Here is an 18039-nt window from a genome sequence, read left to right as displayed (position 1 = left end):
TCGCCTTGTTTACAAGGCAAGATGGCTCGCTAGATAAGTGACTATTTCATTGCTTATCTATCATCGACAACGACCGCAATAGGCGGTCGAATGTTGGTTTGAGCTTATCTTGGCATTTGTCACTGAGTATTCAGTGCGGTACGGTATTCGAAGCACTAAACGCTTTGAGCCGACTTGAGTTTTCAGGTGGGCGATTTTTCATATCTGGCGTTTAAGAAAAGGGCTTTGAGTACCTTGTACACACAAGGAATACTTATGGCACAACATCATTTACTTTCAAGCAAATCAAAAACCTTATCTATTATAGACATTGCCCGTTTATCCGAAGAAGAAGCCTTTCATCGTTTAAAAGTCAATCGTTGGGGAAATCCTCATAATATCAAGGATGTCTGCTGTCCGCATTGTGGCATCCGCCATCACGCCTATTTCGTGAAATCTCGTAAACGTTGGCAATGCAAGCATTGTAAACGCTATTTTTATATCACCACGAATACCGCTTTAGTTTTCCACAAACTTTCTTTCGTTCAGATATTGGTAGCGATTCAGCTTTTTGTCAGTCAAGCGAAAGGCATGTCCGCTATTTCCATGAGCCAAATTCTCTGTATTAACCACAAAACCGCCCATGCCCTTTGCCAAAAACTGCGTGAAGTCTTATTTAAAACTCGTGATTTAAGTCCATTGCAAGGTGAAATTCATGAAGATGGAGCATGGATTAACTTCACGCTAAGAAAGCCAAACTTTCGCAAGAATCATTACAAACAGAAACAAAAAGCCGATAAACAAGGACGAAGATTCCCGAAATTTAGACCAACTAAACGTTGTATCATCAATTTTAGTCAACGTGCATCGAATGATAGTCACTTAAATGGTTCAGACAGAACCATTGTGGCAATGGATTACAGTGAAAGTGCCGAAACCATTTTGAAAATGAATCAACAATTTGTCAAACAAGGTAGCGATATTTTCTGCGATGGTTTAGACTTCCACTACACCAGATGGTCAGTCAATCATCAAGAGTGTTTTAGTAAGTGTAGCGTGAACAATAATCTTGCCGAATCCTTCAACGCTCGTTTTCGTGATTTACATCGTGGCGTACATCATAAATGCGACAATAGATATGCTTTACTGTATGCCAATCAAGCAGTCTATATGTCAGATAACCGTCACAAATCAAACGGTGAACTGTTTGAAGATGTCCTCAGACGTTGCTTATGGGTGTTACCACTGAAAGAATGTGTAGGTTACTGGCAAGGTAATCATCGTACTGAAGAACTTATCGGCATGGCTGCGTTCAGTCCTAAAGAAATTTCCCAATCGTATTTTCGCAATCTCAATGAGCGAATGAAGTATGAACAAGAGCAGTTAGTCGCTTAACGTCAGTTACCCACTTCAATTGACATTTCAATGAGGGAAAATAGCTTACCTGAATCAAGGTTGAGCAAATTGCCTACGTCTGTATGTAGGGAAAATGGGATGGATTGTGTGTAAATAAGGGAATGTTTAGGGAAAATTCCCCAAAATAGACCAAAAAAAATGCCCTTAACCTTGTTCATCAGGCTAAAGGCATGCTATTTTATTGCAGTTAAAATGCAGTTTTACGGCTTTGTGCAACTGCTACATAATACCGAAAAAATCCTTTGTTTTTAACCGCACTTTTTGTTTTTAGTTTGGACTGCCTATGAAACCTATTTTTGGAAAATCCCCGCCTCTCGGACTACGTTTATTTTTAGTCGTAGCGGCGTCGATTGCTCTAATTCTTTCCGACGGAAAAACCAATACGGTGATCAAAGCCCGATCAGTTATGGAAACAGCAATCGGTGGACTTTATTATTTGGCAAATACCCCCCACACTGTACTTGATAGCGTTTCAGACAACCTGATTGATACCAATAAACTGCAAATTGAAAATCAGGTACTCAAAAAACAACTGATTGAAAAAAATGCAGATTTGTTGTTATTAGATCAGCTCAAGGTAGAAAATCAACGCCTGCGTTTATTATTGAACTCACCATTGCGTAAAGATGAATACAAAAAAATTGCGGAAATTTTAACCGCAGAAAGTGATATTTATCGTCAACAAGCGGTGATCAATCAAGGACAAGGCTCAGGCGCTTATGTAGGGCAACCTGTGATTGATGAGCGCGGTGTGGTTGGACAAATCATTTCAGTAGGCGAACACAGTTCCAGAATACTGTTACTCACTGATGTTGCTCATGCCATTCCTGTGCAAGTATTGCGTAATGATGTGCGAACCATTGTGAGTGGTACTGGAAGAACCGATGAATTAACCCTTGATCATGTACCTCGCTCAGTGGATATTGTCAAAGGGGATTTATTAGTGACTTCGGGGTTAGGTGGACGCTTCCCTGAAGGCTACCCTGTTGCCATTGTTGAAAACGTATCGCGTGATGGATCTAATTATTTCGCTACTATTACAGCAAAACCCTTAGCTTCCTTAGAACGTTTACGCTACGTATTGCTTGTTTGGCCAAATGGCGAAGAAATGCGTAAGCTACAAGCACATTCACCAGAAGAAGTACGCAAAGCGGTACAGCAACGTTTAGCGAATAAAAATAATGTTCCAGAGCAACTGAAAAAAGAGCCTGTAACAGATGAACAAGAGCCGACACAACAAAGTGAAGAGCATTTAACGGAAAGTTTACCTGTTGAGATGAATTCAAATGATACTCAGCTTGATCCTGAACTTAAAGAACATCGGGAGGAAGACTAATGCAAACGCGTTTTCTCGTTCAATTCATTAGCTTGTGCTTGATCTTTATTATTGCATTAGTCATGGAAATTATGCCTTGGCCAGCGGGCTTTCAAAGCTTTAAACCCTCTTGGTTGGTCTTAGTACTGACTTACTGGGCATTATCTATCCCTGAAAAAGTCAGTATTGGCTCTGCTTTTGTTTTAGGTGTTTTATGGGATTTAGTGCTTGGATCAGTAATGGGGGTGCATGCTTTGGTACTTTCTTTATTTATGTACCTTGTCGCCAGAAACCACATTTTGCTACGCAACTTATCCATTTGGTTACAAAGCTTATTGGTCGTGGTGCTAGTGTTTGGTATTCGAATTGGCGTGTTTATCGTGGAACTACTCATTCATAACGCCACATTCCACTGGCAAGAAATTTTCGGCGCCCTGATTAGCGGTTTGTTATGGCCCTGGTTATTTTTGTTATTGAGAAAGATTCGACTCAAATTACAGTTAAGTGAATAAAAAAAGTGCGGTGGAAAACACCGCACTTTTTTCATCTTTAATAAAGTTTTAATGATGGGCGAATAAAGCGATTTAATCGGCCAATCAAAATGATTAATCCCGTTTTAAAACAACCATGTAAACGTTGTTGGTGTAAACGATATAGAGAAATATAAGCTAATCTCGCTAAGCGACCTTCAACGGTTAATGAGCTTTTCTTACCTGTAGTAATGTTACCTAATGCAGTAAATTTAGATAAAGACACTAACGAACCTTTATCGCGGAATTCAAAGGCTTTAAGATCGTTCTTGCCTGCAAGTAAGGCTAAAATATTTTGTCCACAGACTGTTGCCATTTGTGTCGCTGCCTGACCGCGAGGAGGCACCGGTGTACCATCTTTCTGCATTAAGAAAGCGCAATCGCCGATAGCAAAAATGCTATCATCAACTGTGGTTTGTAAAGTATCTTTCACCACAATTTGATTAATGCGGTTCAATTCTAAGCCGTCAAATTGTTGAGTAATTGGCGAAATACAAACACCAGCCGCCCATACCATTAAGTCCGCTTTAATCTCTTCACCGTCTTTTGTGAGCAATGAATTTGGGGTTGCTTCCGTAATCATGGTGCCAGTGCGCACATCCACACCTAGCTCTTCTAATTCCACGCGTACAGAATGTGAAATACGTTCAGTTAAGGCGGGTAATAAACGATCGCCTGCTTCAATTAGAGTGACTTTCAAGCAATCGCTACGAATTTTGCCATAACCATAAGAGGATAAGTGTTTCGCCGCATTAAAGAGTTCAGCTGACAATTCCACGCCAGTAGCACCACCACCAACAATGGCAATATTCACTTTATCTTCTTGAACTAAACTTTGTTTACTTTCATCTTCACCGATTTCTGATAACGCATTGTTTTCAGAGAATTTTAAGAATAATTCCAACATTTTGTGTTGGAAACGTAATGCTTGATTTGGCGCATCTAAGAAAATACAGTTTTCAGCAACACCTTTGGTATTAAAGTCATTTGATTTACTACCAATAGACACCACTAAATAATCGTAAGGGATACGACGAGCAACCACAATCATGTCGCCATCAGCGCCATAAACGGGTTCTAATTCAACGTATTTATTAACACGATCAATACGCGCAATGGATCCCTGCTCAAAGTTAAAACCATGATTAAAGGCGTGTGCGCGGAAACTTACTGCATCAGTTTCAGCATCTAATACCCCTGTTGCAACTTCATGTAATAAAGGTTTCCAAAGATGCGTTTGGTTACGATCTACTAACACCACATTGGCTTTCTTTTTACGTCCTAATTTGTTGCCTAAAAAGGTAGCAAGCTCAAGCCCGCCAGCGCCACCACCAACAATTACAATATTTTTCATAGGTTAGCCTCAAAAAATTTCACAAAATTTCAACAATTCTAATATGTAAGACATCGAAAGTCTATTGATTACGCCAAAAGCATTAAAAATAGGTATAATAATTTCCTTTTTATGCATTTTACAAAAAACCTTGTGAAGAAAACACGCATAATTTTAACCGCACTTAATCACAGAATATGAAACTGAATCCGCAACAACAACAAGCCGTTGAATTTACTACGGGTCCTTGCTTAGTTCTGGCTGGCGCTGGCTCAGGCAAAACACGTGTGATTATCAATAAAATTGCCTATTTAATTAATCAGTGCAACTATTCGCCAAAACAGATTGCCGCAGTTACATTTACCAACAAAGCCGCAAGAGAAATGAAAGAACGTGTTGCCCATTCTATTGGCAAAGAACAAAGCAAAGGACTCATTGTGTCCACCTTTCATACGCTTGGCTTTGATATCATCAAACGTGAATATCAGCATTTAGGTTTTAAATCGAATATGACCTTGTTTGATGAATATGATCAAATGGCGTTACTTAAAGAACTTACGGAAGATTTACTCAATGATGACAAAGAATTGCTACGTCAGTTAATTGTAGTGATCTCTCACTGGAAAAACGATCTCATTTTACCTAAACAAGCCAGCCAATTAGCGGCGGATCCGAAATATCAATTATTCGCTCAATGTTACGAACGCTATAATACTCAGCTGCGCGCATACAATGCCTTAGATTTTGATGATCTCATCATGCTCCCCACTTTATTGTTTAAACAAAACGCTGAAGTGCGGTCAAAATGGCAACAGAAAATTCGCTATTTATTAGTTGATGAATATCAGGACACGAACACAAGTCAATATGAATTAATCAAATTATTAGTAGGCGAGCGCGCTTGTTTTACGGTTGTAGGCGATGACGATCAATCCATTTATTCATGGCGCGGTGCGAAACCTCAAAATATGGTGCGCTTACGTGACGATTTCCCTAACTTAAATGTTATTAAACTGGAACAAAATTATCGTTCGACGCAACGCATTTTACATTGTGCCAATATTTTGATTGATAATAATGATCATGTATTTGCCAAACGTTTATTTTCCAATTTAGGCGAAGGGGAAAAATTACAGATCTTAGAAGCTAAAAATGAAGAGCATGAAGCAGAGCGCGTGGTGGCAGAATTAATTGCTCACCGTTTTATTCATAAAACCCAATATAAAGATTATGCCATTTTATATCGTGGCAACCATCAATCGCGCTTGCTCGAAAAAATGCTGATGCAAAATCGTATTCCTTACAAAATTTCTGGCGGCACTTCATTCTTTAGTCGCGCTGAAATCAAGGATATGATGGCGTATTTACGTGTTTTAGTAAATCAAGACGATGATGCCGCTTTATTACGCATTATCAATACGCCGAAGCGAGAAATTGGGCCTGCAACCTTGGAAAAATTAGGTTTATTGGCAAATGAAAAACAGATGAGTCTATTTGATTCGATTTTTGATTTTGAATTAATTCAACGTGTTACACCAAAAGCTTATAATGCCTTACAGCATTTCGCTCGCTGGATTGTGGAACTCAACGAAGAATTACAACATTCGCCAGAAAGTGCGGTCAAAAAAATGCTCGCACAAATTCAATACGAAGAATATCTTTATGAAACCGCGTCTACGCCAAAAGCAGCGGAAATGCAAAGTAAAAACGTAGCAACCTTATTTGAATGGGTGGCAGATATGTTACGTGGCGATGAATTTAATGAAGCAATGTCATTAAGCCAAGTTGTTGCACGTCTAATCTTACGCGATATGTTGGAACGAGGCGAAGATGACGAAGAAAGTAACCAAGTTCAATTAATGACATTACATGCTTCCAAAGGTTTAGAATTTCCTCATGTTTTTTTGATTGGCATGGAAGAAGGTTTATTGCCACATCAAACCAGTATTGATGAAGATAACGTTGAAGAAGAACGCCGCCTCGCTTATGTAGGCATTACCCGAGCGCAACAGAGTTTACATTTTATACTTTGTAAAGAGCGGCGACAATATGGCGAAATCATAAGACCAGAGCCTAGCCGCTTCTTATTAGAGCTACCGCAAGACGATATTCAATGGGAACGTGATAAACCTGTATTAACGGAACAAGAAAAAGCAAAATCCAACGCGGAAAATTTTGCCAGATTACGTGAAATATTGAACGGAACGAGAAAATAATTGTAGAGGAATTAAACAAACAAACGTTTTTTATCAAAAAGCATTTGACTTGTTAGCAGAAAACCGTATCATATCGCCCACAAACCAATTGCGGTGAGATGGCCGAGCAGGCTGAAGGCGCTCCCCTGCTAAGGGAGTATGGGGCTAAACACTCCATCGAGGGTTCGAATCCCTCTTTCACCGCCATTTTTGTAAAACCTAATTAATTGAAAAATCTGCACCCGTAGCTCAGCTGGATAGAGTACTCGGCTACGAACCGAGCGGTCAGAGGTTCGAATCCTCTCGGGTGCGCCATTTCATCTTCTACTCTGGATAAAATGGTTTAGATATCCAATCAATTCTTGAGCACCCGTAGCTCAGCTGGATAGAGTACTCGGCTACGAACCGAGCGGTCAGAGGTTCGAATCCTCTCGGGTGCGCCATTTCCCTTTTATTATCAATAACGAATTCCCTTTATTCTTATCCTTTTTATTATTTTTCGTCAAATTTCGTTCTAAAATCGTTATAATATTTCGTCTGATTAAATGGATGGAATAAAAATATGTTAGCGAAAGAAACCCTGCAAAATTACACCGCACTTATCTTTGATATGGATGGCACACTCATTGATACCATGCCAAGCCATGCAAAAGCTTGGGAAAAAGTAGGCGAGGTATTAGGCTATCCCATTAATGGTGATTTAATGTATCAACTGGGAGGTGCCCCTGTTTCTGTCATCGCCAAAATGGTCATGCAACGCTACGATATTCCGGCAGAATTATTAGAAGAAATCATCCGTTTGAAACGTGCCTTTGGTTTTGAAATGGTAGAACAAAATGCAACGCTACTCCCCGCTTTTGACATTGTCAAAACCTATCATCATCAATTTCCTATGGCATTAGGCACTGGCTCACATGGCAATATGGTCAATTTATTATTAGATAAATTTAATTTGCGTCCTTATTTTGATGTCATCGTCGATGCCGATCAAGTGACGCATCACAAACCTAATCCAGAAACCTTTTTACGTTGCGCCGAATTGTTACAGGTGCCACCCCAACATTGTTTAGTGTTTGAAGATGCAGATTTCGGCATACAGGCAAGCTTAAATGCAGGGATGGATGTGTTTGATGTAAGAATTCAACAAATTATTCAAGCGAAAAATGGTTGATTTTTTAACCGCACTTTTAGGCGAATACAGCCTTTGCTTGATGTTTGCTAGCGCCTTTCTCAGTGCAACCGTCTTGCCAGGCAATTCTGAAATCGTCTTTTTAGCTTTAGCCGCCAAAATTCAACTTGTTGCTGAGCAATATTTTAGTTTGCCTATCATTCAATTATTCGCAGCAGCTACCTTGGGCAATACATTGGGTAGCTTAACAACTTATTGGCTTGGGCGAATTTTCCCTTCGCCACAAATCAATCCGCAAACCAATACAAAAGCGCGGTGGATTTTAGAGAAGTTTTCCGCTTACGGTACCTTTTTATTATTATTGAGTTGGCTACCTGTGATTGGCGACTTAGCTTGTGCCGTCGCTGGCTGGCTACGCTTAAATCCTTGGCCTTCAGCTTTTTATATTCTCATTGGAAAAGGATTCCGCTATTTATTTTTACTGAGTTTAGTGATTGGTTATACCTTTTTATAACAATTTAAGTGTACAATATCCGCCATAAAAAAGCCGCTCACAAGGAGCGGCAAGTATAACCTAAGGAACCAATTTTTTATTATAAACACAACTATATGTTGCTTGTAATATAAGACCAACTAGAGGTTAGAAAGTTCAACTTTTTTTAATTAAAGGATCTTTTATGCCATTACTCGACAGTTTTAAAGTAGATCACACTATTATGAAATCCCCTGCGGTGCGTATTGCCAAAACCATGCAAACCCCAAAAGGCGATATTATTTCTGTTTTTGATTTGCGTTTTTGCCAACCCAACAAAGAAATCATTTCGCCAAGAGGTATTCACACCTTAGAACATTTGTTTGCTGGATTTATGCGCGATCACTTAAATGGCGATGATGTAGAAATTATTGATATTTCACCAATGGGCTGCCGCACAGGTTTTTATATGTCATTAATTGGCACGCCAGATGAACAACGCGTTGCAAAAGCTTGGTTAGCCGCAATGCATGATGCCTTAGCAGTGAAAGATCAACATGCTATTCCTGAATTAAATGAATATCAATGTGGCTCTTTCAAAGAACATTCATTAGAAGATGCACACAAAGCTGTTCAGCACGTTATTGATAGCGGCATTGGCATTAATAAGAATGAAGATTTAATGTTAGACGAGAAATTACTCAATCCCTAAGGAGTGAAAAAATGACGACAATTGGTACCGCACTTACCCCAAAAGCAACCAAAGTAATGATGCTAGGTTCTGGCGAATTAGGCAAAGAAGTAGTGATTGAATTAATGCGCCTCGGCGTAGAAGTGGTTGCAGTGGATCGCTATGCCAATGCGCCCGCTCAGCAAGTAGCACACCGCGCTTACACTATTTCTATGTTAGATGGCGCTGCATTACGCGCGCTTATCGAAAAAGAAAAACCAGACTACATTGTGCCAGAAGTGGAAGCCATTGCCACAGACACATTAATTGAGCTTGAGCAAGAAGGCTATAACGTCATTCCAACAGCGAAAGCCACCAAACTCACTATGAATCGCGAAGGTATTCGTCGTCTTGCCGCAGAGGAATTGGGTTTGCCGACCTCTAACTATCAATTCGTGGACAATTTTGACGATTTCAAAAGTGCGGTGGAAAAAATCGGTATTCCTTGTGTTGTGAAACCAATTATGTCTTCTTCCGGTCATGGTCAATCTGTGATCAAATCAGCCGATCAAATTCGACAAGCTTGGGACTATGCACAACAAGGCGGTCGCGCTGGTGCAGGTCGCGTCATTGTAGAAGGCTTTATCAAATTTGATTATGAAATCACCCTATTAACTGTTCGTCACATCGGCGGCACCTCATTCTTAGCGCCAATTGGTCACCGTCAAGAAGATGGCGACTATCGTGAAAGCTGGCAGCCACAAGCCATGTCTGAAGCCGCATTACAGAAAGCACAGCATATTGCAGAAAAAATCACTAGCGCATTAGGTGGACGCGGCATTTTTGGTGTCGAAATGTTTGTACATGGTGATGATGTTATTTTCAATGAAGTCTCGCCACGCCCTCATGACACAGGCATGGTGACGCTGATTTCACAAGAACTTTCCGAATTCGCTTTACATGCACGTGCGATCTTAGGTTTACCAATTCCTACCATTAATTTAATCAGCCCAGCAGCATCTAAAGCGGTTGTGGTAGAAGGGAAATCAACGCAGGTGCAATTCGGCAACTTAGCAGAAGTATTGGCAGAACCGAATACCGATTTACGCATTTTCGGCAAAGGTGAGGTGGATGGTCATCGTCGCATGGCGGTTGTTTTAGCGCGCGATATTTCCGTTGAAAAAGCCTTAGAAAAAGCGTTACGCGCCCATGATAAATTAGAAATTACCTTATAAAATCAAGGGCGTTTATAACGCCCTTTCATTTTTTTCGATGTCTATCACTTCAACCACGCCTTCCGCACAAAAGCAGAATTTCACATTATAATCCGCTAAATTGACACCATAAACACGCTCGCGGATTTGCCCTTGTTGATAGGCAGGGCGCGGATCTTGCTGTAATACGTCGCTGACAAAACGCTGAAAGTGCGGTTGAAATTGTTCGATTTTTTGCACCGTACTTTGTGCTTTTTCTTGCCACACCACTTGTAACTTCACTTCGGGTTTCTGCTGTGCAAAGCCTGAAATGGCATTAGGTTCGCTGTCAGCATAAGCAAGATAAGGTTTAATATCAAAAATCGGCGTACCATCCACCAAATCCACCGCACCTAAATGCAGCAACACTTTGCCATGTTGACATTCCACTCGACGCAATTCTACTTTGGATAACCCTAACGGGTTTGGACGATGTGTGGCTCGCGAAGCAAAAACTCCGACCCGTTGATTGCCGCCTAACCGCGGTGGTCGAACAGTGGGTTGCCATTTCCCCACAGGAATTTGATCAAACTGAAAAATCAGCCACAAATGGCTAAATTCTTCTAACCCACGAACTGCCTCGGGCGAATTATAAGGCGGTAACAATTCCACCACGCCTACGCCATCTCGCACCAAATTTGCTTGGCGCGGCACCGAAAACTTTTCTTTATAAGGCGTATGGATAATGGCAACAGGCTGTAATGTGAGGCTCAAATCAGACATATTTTATATTCTATGTTAAACTGTGTTCCTTATCATACCTGAAACCGCCTCAAAGTGCGGTAGATTTTTGAGTAGTTTTTTATGGCAACAATGAAAGCGTGGTTCGACACTGCTCGACCAAAAACCTTACCTCTAGCAGTAGCAATTATTTTAACAGGATCCGCATTAGCACAATGGGCAGGACAACACAATTGGGCTATTACGCTATTGTGTTTGCTTACTGCCACGTTATTGCAAATTGTCTCGAATTTTGCCAATGATTATGGCGATCATCAAAAAGGTTCGGATACAAGCGAACGCATTGGTCCTTTGCGTGGTATTCAACAAGGGCAAATGAGCGCAAAGCAATTACGCAATGGATTAATTGCTGTCAGCTTCGCCAGCTTCTTATCTGGCGCAACCTTAATCGCCATTGCTTATGAAAGTGTAAATGATCTAATCGCTTTTGCCATACTCGGCATATTGGCCATTGTTGCTGCGATTACTTACACTGTTGGCAAAAAACCCTATGGCTATTTAGGCTTAGGCGATATTTCCGTTTTCTTATTCTTTGGCTTGCTTGCAGTTTGTGGCACTTACTATTTACAAACGCATCAACTTTCAGCGGATATTTTCCTACCTGCAGCAGCTTGTGGTTTTCTCTCTACTGCTGTATTAAATATCAATAACTTACGTGATATTGAGCAAGATCGCAAAGCAGGGAAAAATACCTTAATCGTGCGTATTGGTGCTGAAAACGGGCGTATTTACCATTGCATCTTACTCTCAAGTGCGGTGATTTGTTACACCCTTTTCGCGATACAGCATAAACCCTTGCTACTTGCACCAATTGCAATGATTGCGATTTTATTAGCCAAACACGCTATTTTTGTTTATCAACATAAAGCGCCAACAGAATTACGACCGATGTTAGCCAAAATGTCGATGTTAGCTCTTCTTAGCACGATTCTATTTAGTTTAGGCTTGCTAATTCTATAAAAACAGGCATATACTAACCAAGCTGAAATAATTAATTTGAAAGGAAATCCTATGCATATTGATACTTCTGAACTCTGTGATATCTATCTTGATCAAGTAGATGTTGTTGATCCTATTTTCTCCAGTTTCGGTGGCTTAGCCTCATTTTATGGCAAAGTAACTACTGTTAAATGTTTTGAAAATAACGGGCTCATCGCTGAACTATTAGAGGAAGATGGCACAGGGCGCGTATTGGTTGTTGATGGTGGTGGTGCTGTTCGTCGCGCATTGATTGATGCGGATTTGGCACAGCTCGCAGCGAATAACGGCTGGGAAGGAATCATTGTTTATGGTGCAATTCGCCAATTGAGCGGATTAGAAAATATTGATATTGGTATTCAAGCGTTAGCGCCAATTCCTGTGGGCGCGGATAACCAAACTCATGGCGAGAGTGATGTGCCAGTAAATTTTGGTGGCGTAACTATTTTCCCTGAAGATTATGTTTATGCTGATTTAACAGGCATTATCCTTTCTCAAGAACCATTAGAATTGGACGACTTAGAGCAAGAATAACGTTAGTTTTTTTAAAAAGCGCGGTGAATTTCTAAATAAAATTTAACCGCGCTTTTTTATTTTTAGAACTCTGTCACAAAACCATAAAAAAATTGTTGCTTTTTTTTAACAATTAGATAACGTGAGACAATCAGTTACGATAAAACATAGGAGAACACTATGGAATTCACGCCAGAGAAGAAAACACTACTCAACCCTAAAGGCGTTATTTTACTTTTCGATATCGCTTTATTTTTCATCTTGCTTAACACCTTACCTTTTGCGCCAAATGAAAATAAAGGGCTTGCCTTACTCGCATTTGTTGCAGTGCTTTGGTTGACAGAAGCCATACATGTAACCATCACCGCCATTTTAGTGCCTTTATTAGCCATTGGTTTAGGTTTGGTTACAACCAAAGAAGCACTCGCCGATTTTGCTAACCCAACGATTTTCCTCTTCTTTGGTGGTTTCGCATTGGCCACAGCGTTACATATTCAAAAGCTCGATCGTATGATCGCTAACCGAATTATGTCTTTAGCACGTGGCAATTTAATGGTGGCTAGCCTTTATTTATTTGGCGTTACCGCGTTCCTTTCTATGTGGATCAGTAACACCGCAACAGCCGCAATGATGTTGCCATTAGCCATGGGCGTGTTAAGTCAATTAGACAGAGAAAAAGAACACAACACCTATGTTTTCGTGCTGTTAGGTATTGCTTACAGTGCAAGTATTGGTGGTATGGGAACCTTAGTGGGTAGCCCACCCAATGCCATTGTTGCTTCACAATTAAAACTCACTTTCTCTGATTGGCTCTGGTACGGCTTACCAATTGCCATTGCGCTTTTACCATTAATGGTGGGAATTCTATACCTTATTTTTAAACCTAATTTGAAAATCCGTTTTGATCAACAATTTGAAAAAATTGAAATGGATCGTCAACGCGTGATTACCTTAATTATTTTCGTCTTAGTGGCTTTATGTTGGATTTTCAGTAGTTCAATCAATCCGGCATTATCATCCGCCCTTGGATTAAGCAAAAAAATTGCAAGCTTTGATAGCGTAGTCGCCTTATTTGCAGCTGTGCTTGTGGCGATTTTTGGCGTAGCGTCTTGGAAACAAATTCAAGATAACACCGAATGGGGCGTGTTAATGTTATTCGGTGGCGGCTTAACCTTAAGTAGCGTGTTAAAAAATTCAGGCGCAAGCAAAATTATGGCGGATGGTATTGTCTTTATGATTGAAGGGGGACATTACTACCTAATCGGACTGATTGTTGCCGCCTTTATTATCTTCTTAACTGAATTTACCTCAAATACCGCAAGTGCTGCATTATTGGTGCCAATCTTTATTTCTATCGCACAAGCCTTAGGTATTCCAGAAACTGGCTTAGCCTTGATTATCGGTTTAGGTGCATCCTGTGCATTTATGTTGCCAGTGGCAACCCCACCAAATGCGATTGTCTTTGGTTCTGGTCAAGTTAAACAAAGCGAAATGGTACGTGCAGGTATTGTACTTAACCTACTCTGTGTATTTGTTATCGCAACCGTTGCTTACCTTTTCTGGTAATGAATTAAAACATAAAATAAATAGACCGCGCTTTTTAAAAGTGCGGTCTATTTTTTTGAAGAAAATTTATAAAAATTTTTATTTCCTAATTTTCCCCTAATTTTTCCTCTCTAAAATGCTCAACATCGAAAGGGCGAGAACATCAAACTTGCGATAAATAATCCTCTATTTATCAATTAATTTCCAAACAAGGAGCAAAAGATGAAAAGATCAGTAAAAACATTCGCAGCAACTTTATTAGCAGGCGTAGTGGCATTTGGTGCAATGAGTACAGTCAATGCTATGTCACCCAAAGAACAAGAAGCTCTAAGCAAAGCACAAATTACCGCAGTACAAGCCTTATCTACTGCACAAGCTAAAATTGGTTCAGATGCAAAAGTGAAAGAAATTGAATTCAAACATTCTTTTTACGGTAAAGATTATTTCCAAGTAGAAATGTTTGCAAATGGTCAAAAACATGAAGTAGATGTAGATGCGACAAATGGTGAAATTTTAGCAGTTGAAAGTAAAACACCGAAAAAAGTAAAACAACATGCAGATATTGTACCCAAAGTAACCTTTACTCAAGCAATTGAAACTGCTATTGCTAAAACGGGCGGTAAAGTAGCAGAAGCGGATTTCAAAAATAAACATGGTAAATCCTATTATAAAATTGAAACCATCAATAACGGTCAAGAATTTGTAGTAACTATTGATGCGGATAATGGGCAACTCATTGATTTGCCTAAAAAAGAGAAAAAAGACAAACACCATAAAAAACACGAACATCGTGAAGGTTATGTCAATACTGATACAGTAGAAGGGAAAACCAATTAATTTTAGTTAGCCCCATCTCAAATGGGGCATTTCAATAAGAAGGAATGAATTATGCAAAACATTAAAATTGATACAGTAAAACAAAATTTACAACAAATTATTGAACAAGAAAATGCAAAATTAACTGAGCAGCTCGAAGGTATTTTGAAACAAAATACACATTTCTCATTATTAGCTGAACAGTTACAGAAAAATCTCAATCAGGAAATAATGAAAAGCCAACAGTTACTTGAATTGATGGCAAGACGATATAGTGAAGATGTCGAAGTAGCATTACAAGGTTTTATAAACACAATAGAAATGGAAGATGAAATGCAACAAGCTCTATTATTACAGCGTGAATCACATCGCTTGGAGCAAGCAATTTATCAAAAATCGGCTGAGTTGGAAGTTGAAATTACATTATTAAATCAAGCCTTAACGACATTAATAAGAGATATTCATACTGAGCTTCAATATGCAGTTGAAACACCGAATAAATTTGATAAAGTGAAATTAGCATTTCAACAGAAATGTATGCCTAGCTTAAAGAAAAACTGGCGACATGGTAGTGTATGGTTAGGTACGGTATTAGAACGTTTTGCTTTAAAATTAAAAGCAGCATAAGTATAAATGGGTAGATTTATTTCTACCCATCCTTTTGTTAAACTCTAGTCAATTTTATTACTAATTTTTATTATGAGAATTTTATTAGTCGAAGATGACAAAATGATTGCTGATGCCGTTTATGAGGGGTTAAAGAACGCTCGTTATGCGGTAGATTGGGTAAATAATGGCAAAACTGCTGAACAAGCCCTCAATAGTCAACAATATGATTTAGTTTTACTTGATTTGGGTTTACCAGGTCAAGACGGTTTGCAGGTGCTTCGCCATTTACGACAAGATAAAAATAATGTTCCTGTACTTATAGTTACTGCTCGTGATGATTTGGATAGCCGATTATCTGGACTAGATGGTGGTGCGGATGATTATATTATTAAACCTTTCGATTTATCAGAACTATTAGCTCGTATTCGTGCTGTACTTCGCCGTCAAAGTGGGCAAAGTACCCCTTTACTGACTAATGGTGCGATCACATTAAACCCAACCAATTACCAAGTCACTATTGCTGATCAACCAACGCCCATCGAATTAAGTAATAAAGAATTTGCAATCTTACAAGCGTTAATGACACGTTCAGGGATTATCCATTCTCGTTCTGATTTAGAAGATAAAATTTATTCTTGGGGCGAAGAAGTTGAAAGTAATGCAATTGACTTTTTAATTCATAGCTTACGAAAAAAAATTGGCAAAGAACATATTAAAAATGTAAGAGGTGTGGGTTGGCTAGTTACCAAGCATTAATTGCAAAAACAAGCAAGTTATCTCTAATACTTATTATGACGACTGAATAAAGGTACTTAATTAGAAATCTATGAAAAATTCAATCCAATTTAAACTTACCCTTGCTTGTACCGCCTTATTTACATTAGTGGCTGCTATTGCTGGTGGTGTGTCTTTTTACGATACCTACCGAGAAACTTATAAATTACAAGATGACATGCTCGTACAACTTTCATCTTTTATTCACTTTTCAGATGATTCAACACCTTATTACCCACTTTCTGATAATGATGCTCGTGTGTTTGTTTATTTTGAACACCGAAACAAACACCTTAATACAATGCCAACAAACTTTCCGCAACAGATAGCTGATGGTTTTCATACGCTCAAAAAAGACGGTAAAAAATATGAGAAAGTGAATCCTCGCAAGGAAAACCGCTTTTGGTTTACTTTAAAAAACGCAGATGATTTATACCGCACTTATGTGCGAAGTACCCCAAAAGGTAAAATGATCATTACGCAAGAAAATGAGTATCGTGAGGATCTTGCTGTTCGCAGTGCATGGCAAAGCATTTTACCTTTGTTGATTTTATTACCTTTAGTCGTCTTACTTACCATTATCATTGTGCGTTTAGCAATGAAACCAGTCGATAGATTATCTCGTAAAATAGAAAAACGCCATGAACAAGATTTAACCCCGTTACCAACTCAAAAAATTCCTAGTGAAATTCGAGGTTTTGTGATAGAAATCAACCGATTATTAGGGCGTACAAATGATTTCATTCAGCAACAAAAACGTTTTATTGCAGATGCTTCACATGAGTTGCGTAGTCCAATGACAGCCCTTTCACTACAAATTGAGCAACTTGCATCACAAAATTTACCTATTGAAGCGAAAAAACAACTGATACAAGTACAAAAAGGCGTTCAACGCAGTCGAAATTTACTAGAACAACTGCTTTCGCTTGCTCGTATTCAAAATAAGGCGACACAACACTATACTCATTTTAATATACAAGATATTTTTAGACGTGTGATTGAAGATGTTTTACCTTTAGCCCTTAATAAAGAACAAGATTTAGGTGTAACAAACAATCAAACTGTCAATTTCTATGGTTCTGAAACCGATATTTATTTGCTCGTAAAAACACTGGTGGATAATGCTATACGTTATACGCCAAATGGTAGTCAAATTGATTTAAACGTAAAGAATAAAGGAAACAAGGTTATTATTCAGGTAGAAGATAATGGTAATGGTATTCCTAAAGAAGAACATGAACGTGTATTAGAACCTTTCTATCGTATTCTTGGAACAGAACAACAAGGCTCAGGTTTAGGTTTAGCGATAGCACGAGAAATTGTATGCAATTATTCGGGAACAATAGAGCTGAAAGAAAGTATCAATTTCAAGAAAGGGTTATTGGTAGAAATTTGTTTACCTAATGAAATGAAGTGAACTGTTTCTCATCAAGCCTAAGCCTATGTTATCACTCATTATAATCAAGTTATTGTACATTATTGACATCACATAGAAAACACAAAAAAATAAACCGCACTTTTTAAAAGTGCGGTCTATTTTTTGAAGTCTGGAACAAGGAAATACTTTTGAAGAAAGAAAATGTGCTTAGGTAGGGCTCCCCACACCTACACACGATCAAAGAAGATATTATTTCAATCCTCCGCCTGCGATCAGGGAGATTCATCGCTTTTCTAAGCACATTTTTGTCATTAGGTAGGGCTCGAAACACCTACACACGATCAAAGAAAGTAAAATCACTTTCCGCCTGCGATCCTCGAGATTATCATCGCT

General features: G+C 39.1%; 17 protein-coding genes and 3 tRNA genes. 18 read left to right on the top strand and 2 right to left on the bottom strand.

Going from position 1 to position 18039, the window contains the following annotated elements; all coding sequences use genetic code 11:
• The first annotated feature begins 255 nt into the window (after positions 1-255).
• The 3 genes from ACUXZ4_RS02960 (at position 256) to mreD (ending at position 3222) form a co-directional block, all read left to right on the top strand.
• The gene (locus tag ACUXZ4_RS02960; protein WP_464973558.1) at positions 256-1374 is read left to right on the top strand and encodes a transposase; all 1119 of its coding nucleotides are present in this window, start codon (positions 256-258) and stop codon (positions 1372-1374) included.
• A 304-nt stretch (positions 1375-1678) separates the two neighbouring features.
• Entirely contained in the window at positions 1679-2731 is a 1053-nt protein-coding gene (gene mreC, locus ACUXZ4_RS02955; protein WP_464973557.1) for a rod shape-determining protein MreC, read from the top strand.
• Entirely contained in the window at positions 2731-3222 is a 492-nt protein-coding gene (mreD, locus tag ACUXZ4_RS02950; RefSeq protein ID WP_464973556.1) for a rod shape-determining protein MreD, read from the top strand. Before mreC ends, mreD begins: the two co-directional genes overlap by 1 nt.
• A 37-nt stretch (positions 3223-3259) precedes the next feature.
• Here the strand turns inward: mreD and ACUXZ4_RS02945 are convergent, their stop codons facing one another.
• Positions 3260-4594: an NAD(P)/FAD-dependent oxidoreductase gene (locus tag ACUXZ4_RS02945; protein ID WP_464973555.1), complete on the bottom strand. Its 1335-nt coding sequence runs from the start codon at positions 4592-4594 to the stop codon at positions 3260-3262.
• A 176-nt stretch (positions 4595-4770) separates the two neighbouring features.
• Between ACUXZ4_RS02945 and rep the strand changes: the two genes are divergently transcribed.
• From rep to purT, 8 genes are all read left to right on the top strand, one after another.
• The gene (gene rep, locus ACUXZ4_RS02940) at positions 4771-6789 is read left to right on the top strand and encodes a DNA helicase Rep (protein ID WP_464973554.1); all 2019 of its coding nucleotides are present in this window, start codon (positions 4771-4773) and stop codon (positions 6787-6789) included.
• A gap of 92 nt (positions 6790-6881) precedes the next feature.
• Positions 6882-6975, top strand: a tRNA-Ser gene (locus tag ACUXZ4_RS02935).
• Between the two features lie 31 nt (positions 6976-7006).
• A tRNA-Arg gene (locus ACUXZ4_RS02930) sits at positions 7007-7083 on the top strand.
• Between the two features lie 51 nt (positions 7084-7134).
• Positions 7135-7211 (top strand) — tRNA-Arg (locus ACUXZ4_RS02925).
• A gap of 119 nt (positions 7212-7330) precedes the next feature.
• A complete protein-coding gene (locus ACUXZ4_RS02920) occupies positions 7331-7939 on the top strand; it encodes a beta-phosphoglucomutase family hydrolase (RefSeq protein ID WP_464973553.1) in 609 nt (202 codons plus the stop codon).
• A complete protein-coding gene (locus tag ACUXZ4_RS02915; protein WP_464973552.1) occupies positions 7932-8411 on the top strand; it encodes a YqaA family protein in 480 nt (159 codons plus the stop codon). Before ACUXZ4_RS02920 ends, ACUXZ4_RS02915 begins: the two co-directional genes overlap by 8 nt.
• Positions 8412-8574: 163 nt before the next feature.
• Complete coding sequence (gene luxS, locus ACUXZ4_RS02910) at positions 8575-9081, top strand: S-ribosylhomocysteine lyase (protein WP_464973551.1); 507 nt, start codon at positions 8575-8577, stop codon at positions 9079-9081.
• A gap of 11 nt (positions 9082-9092) precedes the next feature.
• Positions 9093-10274 carry a formate-dependent phosphoribosylglycinamide formyltransferase gene (purT, locus tag ACUXZ4_RS02905; RefSeq protein WP_464973550.1) on the top strand — a complete coding sequence of 394 codons (1182 nt, stop codon included), beginning with the start codon at positions 9093-9095 and terminating at the stop codon, positions 10272-10274.
• Positions 10275-10286: 12 nt separating this feature from the next.
• On the opposite strand, the gene tsaA is transcribed toward purT, so the two are convergent.
• A complete protein-coding gene (tsaA, locus tag ACUXZ4_RS02900) occupies positions 10287-11015 on the bottom strand; it encodes a tRNA (N6-threonylcarbamoyladenosine(37)-N6)-methyltransferase TrmO (RefSeq protein ID WP_464973549.1) in 729 nt (242 codons plus the stop codon).
• 81 nt (positions 11016-11096) lie between these two features.
• Here tsaA and ACUXZ4_RS02895 point away from each other — a divergent pair, with 81 nt between their 5' ends.
• From ACUXZ4_RS02895 to ACUXZ4_RS02865, 7 genes are all read left to right on the top strand, one after another.
• Positions 11097-11993, top strand: a complete 897-nt coding sequence (locus ACUXZ4_RS02895) for a 1,4-dihydroxy-2-naphthoate polyprenyltransferase (protein WP_464973548.1) — start codon at positions 11097-11099, stop codon at positions 11991-11993.
• A gap of 51 nt (positions 11994-12044) precedes the next feature.
• Entirely contained in the window at positions 12045-12545 is a 501-nt protein-coding gene (gene rraA / locus ACUXZ4_RS02890; RefSeq protein WP_464973547.1) for a ribonuclease E activity regulator RraA, read from the top strand.
• 159 nt (positions 12546-12704) lie between these two features.
• Positions 12705-14090 carry a DASS family sodium-coupled anion symporter gene (locus ACUXZ4_RS02885; protein ID WP_464973546.1) on the top strand — a complete coding sequence of 462 codons (1386 nt, stop codon included), beginning with the start codon at positions 12705-12707 and terminating at the stop codon, positions 14088-14090.
• 201 nt (positions 14091-14291) lie between these two features.
• Positions 14292-14906: a PepSY domain-containing protein gene (locus ACUXZ4_RS02880; RefSeq protein ID WP_464973545.1), complete on the top strand. Its 615-nt coding sequence runs from the start codon at positions 14292-14294 to the stop codon at positions 14904-14906.
• 51 nt (positions 14907-14957) lie between these two features.
• On the top strand, positions 14958-15512 hold the full coding sequence (locus tag ACUXZ4_RS02875; RefSeq protein WP_464973544.1) for a hypothetical protein: 555 nt from the start codon (positions 14958-14960) through the stop codon (positions 15510-15512).
• A 72-nt stretch (positions 15513-15584) separates the two neighbouring features.
• Positions 15585-16250, top strand: coding sequence for a response regulator (locus tag ACUXZ4_RS02870; protein WP_464973543.1), 666 nt, complete (start codon positions 15585-15587; stop codon positions 16248-16250).
• A gap of 70 nt (positions 16251-16320) precedes the next feature.
• A complete protein-coding gene (locus tag ACUXZ4_RS02865) occupies positions 16321-17685 on the top strand; it encodes an ATP-binding protein (RefSeq protein WP_464973542.1) in 1365 nt (454 codons plus the stop codon).
• Positions 17686-18039 lie beyond the last annotated feature (354 nt).

Source organism: Reella acinonychis, assembly GCF_052828705.1.
The sequence above is the reverse complement of the archived record's forward strand: the minus strand, read 5'-3'. Positions and strand labels throughout refer to the sequence as shown.

What these genes read in the sequence shown, in the direction of transcription:
- tsaA (WP_464973549.1), bottom strand. Translation starts at nt 11,015, where the DNA reads ATGTCTGATTTGAGCCTCACATTACAGCCTGTTGCCATTATCCATACG.
- ACUXZ4_RS02865 (WP_464973542.1), top strand. Translation starts at nt 16,321, where the DNA reads ATGAAAAATTCAATCCAATTTAAACTTACCCTTGCTTGTACCGCCTTA.
- ACUXZ4_RS02945 (WP_464973555.1), bottom strand. Translation starts at nt 4,594, where the DNA reads ATGAAAAATATTGTAATTGTTGGTGGTGGCGCTGGCGGGCTTGAGCTT.
- ACUXZ4_RS02880 (WP_464973545.1), top strand. Translation starts at nt 14,292, where the DNA reads ATGAAAAGATCAGTAAAAACATTCGCAGCAACTTTATTAGCAGGCGTA.
- ACUXZ4_RS02915 (WP_464973552.1), top strand. Translation starts at nt 7,932, where the DNA reads ATGGTTGATTTTTTAACCGCACTTTTAGGCGAATACAGCCTTTGCTTG.
- rep (WP_464973554.1), top strand. Translation starts at nt 4,771, where the DNA reads ATGAAACTGAATCCGCAACAACAACAAGCCGTTGAATTTACTACGGGT.
- ACUXZ4_RS02870 (WP_464973543.1), top strand. Translation starts at nt 15,585, where the DNA reads ATGAGAATTTTATTAGTCGAAGATGACAAAATGATTGCTGATGCCGTT.
- mreD (WP_464973556.1), top strand. Translation starts at nt 2,731, where the DNA reads ATGCAAACGCGTTTTCTCGTTCAATTCATTAGCTTGTGCTTGATCTTT.
- ACUXZ4_RS02885 (WP_464973546.1), top strand. Translation starts at nt 12,705, where the DNA reads ATGGAATTCACGCCAGAGAAGAAAACACTACTCAACCCTAAAGGCGTT.
- luxS (WP_464973551.1), top strand. Translation starts at nt 8,575, where the DNA reads ATGCCATTACTCGACAGTTTTAAAGTAGATCACACTATTATGAAATCC.
- rraA (WP_464973547.1), top strand. Translation starts at nt 12,045, where the DNA reads ATGCATATTGATACTTCTGAACTCTGTGATATCTATCTTGATCAAGTA.
- mreC (WP_464973557.1), top strand. Translation starts at nt 1,679, where the DNA reads ATGAAACCTATTTTTGGAAAATCCCCGCCTCTCGGACTACGTTTATTT.
- ACUXZ4_RS02920 (WP_464973553.1), top strand. Translation starts at nt 7,331, where the DNA reads ATGTTAGCGAAAGAAACCCTGCAAAATTACACCGCACTTATCTTTGAT.
- ACUXZ4_RS02960 (WP_464973558.1), top strand. Translation starts at nt 256, where the DNA reads ATGGCACAACATCATTTACTTTCAAGCAAATCAAAAACCTTATCTATT.
- purT (WP_464973550.1), top strand. Translation starts at nt 9,093, where the DNA reads ATGACGACAATTGGTACCGCACTTACCCCAAAAGCAACCAAAGTAATG.
- ACUXZ4_RS02895 (WP_464973548.1), top strand. Translation starts at nt 11,097, where the DNA reads ATGGCAACAATGAAAGCGTGGTTCGACACTGCTCGACCAAAAACCTTA.
- ACUXZ4_RS02875 (WP_464973544.1), top strand. Translation starts at nt 14,958, where the DNA reads ATGCAAAACATTAAAATTGATACAGTAAAACAAAATTTACAACAAATT.